The sequence below is a fragment of the Idiomarina sp. UBA4206 genome (assembly GCF_002383015.1).
Lineage (GTDB): Bacteria > Pseudomonadota > Gammaproteobacteria > Enterobacterales > Alteromonadaceae > Idiomarina > Idiomarina abyssalis.
In genome coordinates this window covers 17,183-20,067 of the sequence record NZ_DFTS01000044.1, presented here as the reverse complement: position 1 = coordinate 20,067, position 2,885 = coordinate 17,183, and the positions used below count along the sequence as shown (strand labels likewise).

Genomic DNA, 2,885 nt, shown 5'->3' with positions numbered 1-2,885 from the left:
CTGTATAACGGCCACCTTTACGCCCCACTTTGTGGGCTATCCAGTTAGCCGACTGCTCGTCTCCTGTTACTTTGGAATTGTTGTTTTTCACTTCTACTACAAACACACCGTTAGGGCCCACCACAATTAAATCCAGCTCAGTAAACCCGCGTTTTGCTCGCGAGTTAGGGACATCAACCTGGTTAAACAAAACATAGCTATCGGGGAGTTGTTGTAACAGTTTCAGTGTTTTTAATTCACCCTTAGCACCTGAACGTTTAGTAGATGCCGCACCAATAATACTGAAGAGATAAATTAGCCCAACAATCCACCAGAGATTTGGCAAGTTATACATTAAAAAACCCGCAATAGGCGCGCCAATAATAGCGACCCATACGCGGGCTTTATGCACTTCTTGCGAAAGACGATTTTTGGTTATGTACTGCGTGTCGGCCATGACAATTTGACAACTTTTCCTTGCTACTAATGGCCATATTAAACCATCAAAGCAGTCAGTCGTCAGCTTTAATCCATTACTGCTTTTGCCTTATCGCCTCAATCAATTCGTCTTTACTCATTTCGCTGCGGTTATCAATATCAAGCTGCTGCGCCCGGTTATAAAGCTCATCTTTGGTGCGCTCTTCCAGCCGGGTATTGGGGTTACCGGTACCCTGAGTGGTGGTGTTATCAGTAACCCCTTCCTCGCGCCGCTGCTTGTTCACGGTACGACTGGCAATTTCCTCAGCCTCGTCTTCACTCTTACCGTCATCTAGCTGTGACTGCTTGATATGCTGATACATTCGCTCGTCTTTATCACGCCAAACGTCAGGCATAACAGCCTCCTACTCTTATTGGGAGTCCTTGCCACGTTGCTCAGGGGCAATCTGCTTATCTTTTTGCGAATGAGTGTCATGCGTTGAACCCGGCCGACGGTGATCTTCGCGGCTCTGGTTCTCTTTATCCTGCTGCGACTGCAGCTTGCGCTTTTCTTCTTCGGTCAGATCCTGCTCGTGTTTTTTAACTTTCGGATTCATTGGCCCTGTCATAAAGCCTCCTTAATCATTAAAAATGTCAGTGCGTTTTCTTTCCTTTTCATCGTTAAGTGTAGAAGAAAAAACAGTAAAATAAAGGCATACACTTAGCCCTTACTCTTATCCTCGTACATTCTCTGGTCAGCAAGCTTCAAAAGATCTTTAGGTGTGCCCGCGCCCTCTGTGTTACTCGCGAACCCAATACTCAACGACGGTTTCAATATGCTTCCTGACACTTCGACGCTCTCACTTTCAACGTTCTTTTTTATATTTTCAATGATAGATGTAATGGCTTCTTCGGTCTCAACTCTATTCACAATTACTAAAAACTCGTCACCTCCCATTCGGGCCACGATATCCGAAGCCCGGACCGACTTCTCAAGACCATTAGCGACGAGTTGTAACATGCTATCACCCACATCATGACCATATTTGTCATTCACTTCCTTAAACCGGTTGAGATCAATAACCAACACATAAAAATGTTTTTTGGGCTTTCTCTTACTCATTAAGTTTTCGAGATAACTGAGTGAAAACCGTCTATTAAAAAGCTGAGTTAAAGCATCTCGATTCGCCATACTGCGCTCTATTTGGTAAGAACGCCAAAGCATAAAGGTTCCAAAGAAAATCAACGTATACAAAAATAACAGGCTCAGCCGTCCAATATCGATTAGAAGAGATTGTGTTTGAGTAATTGTCGCATCAAATTTCGCAGCTACCGCCCATTCACCATTAGGGACTATTAAGGTTCCTTGGTAATCCGACTGCTCAAAAGTTAGTTTGTCCCCTTCAAATACTTCCCCTTTTTCCCCAAGTCCATTAACTCCGCGTAAAGCGACTTTGGCATTCTCAATATATAAAAGCCCTGCCGAGTTCATCAGTCTGTCGTAATCAATAACCACACTTATTGAGCCCCAGTAATTCTCACTACGTGGGTAATCATAAAAAATAGGAAGCCGGGCTATAACAGCTCGCCCCCCCTGAACGAGTTCTAAAGGCCCTGCAAGAAAGACATCTTTTAAGTCACGAGCAGCTTTCACCGTTCTATATTGAGAGGGTACGGTTCTAAAATCTAAACCAACAGCCCTTTCATTTCCTTTTAGAGGTAGAATTTTCTCGACCACATCATTTGGTGCTATACCAACGTTACGAACATTTTGCGATCTCTCAATCAGACGAGAACCAATGTTTTGAAAATTCTTAGACGCATCTTCAGGGTCGATACTGAATACGGTTGCCAGACTATCGGATAAAAAAACATCCCTGAAAAGAGACGCCTCTAAAGAGGACTTAGCAAGCAGAAGCTCTGTTAGTGCTTCATCTTTAGCGGATTGCTTAATTCGTTCCTCCACTAAAGCTCCGATCCAGGCCGCAACCATTAATAAAGGAATTAACCCCACAATATAAAGGATTATCGCTATCAGTGAACTTCGTTTTTTTATAGCCAAAGGTTCCCCTGGTCTGAGGTTAAACTGCTGGGGGTTACCCGCACAGGTTCTATGTGGTACGAATTGGATTATCAAATAGACCCAACTCGCGTTTAAATATGTCATTAGTTATACGATTGCGCCAGACAAAGGGTTCATTCAACGATGCTAAATAGTTTTAGCGCTTTATCGATACCACAAAAAAACGATCCGATTAAGATTGGCCAACGTAATTTGATAAAACCTTTTACATAGTCACCTATGAACCTGACCGAACCTGAGAAATCCCGAATTATTGAAATGGCATGGGAAGACCGCACGCCGTTTGAGGCTATTGAAGAACAATTTGGCCTGCAGGAAAAGCAGGTTGTGAAGTTTATGCGTTCGCAACTTAAGCCTGGCAGCTTTCGCTTGTGGCGGGAACGTGTGTCGGGGCGCAATACTAAAC

General features: G+C 43.7%; 5 protein-coding genes. 1 reads left to right on the top strand and 4 read right to left on the bottom strand.

What is annotated here, in order from left to right; genetic code table 11:
- The 4 genes from B3180_RS10210 to B3180_RS10195 all read right to left on the bottom strand — a co-directional run.
- On the bottom strand, positions 1-436 hold a 436-nt coding region (locus B3180_RS10210), incomplete at its 3' end, for a nuclease-related domain-containing protein (protein WP_286844347.1).
- A gap of 76 nt (positions 437-512) precedes the next feature.
- Positions 513-812: a Rho termination factor N-terminal domain-containing protein gene (locus B3180_RS10205; protein WP_278356254.1), complete on the bottom strand. Its 300-nt coding sequence runs from the start codon at positions 810-812 to the stop codon at positions 513-515.
- Between the two features lie 15 nt (positions 813-827).
- Positions 828-1,025 (bottom strand): hypothetical protein, encoded by a 198-nt coding sequence (locus tag B3180_RS10200; protein ID WP_054489355.1) that lies wholly within the window; start codon positions 1,023-1,025, stop codon positions 828-830.
- A 92-nt stretch (positions 1,026-1,117) separates the two neighbouring features.
- Positions 1,118-2,362, bottom strand: a complete 1,245-nt coding sequence (locus B3180_RS10195) for a diguanylate cyclase (protein ID WP_286844344.1) — start codon at positions 2,360-2,362, stop codon at positions 1,118-1,120.
- Positions 2,363-2,698: 336 nt separating this feature from the next.
- Here B3180_RS10195 and B3180_RS10190 point away from each other — a divergent pair.
- Positions 2,699-2,885, top strand: a 187-nt coding sequence (locus B3180_RS10190) for a TIGR03643 family protein (RefSeq protein WP_286844342.1), incomplete at its 3' end; no start/stop codon positions are given.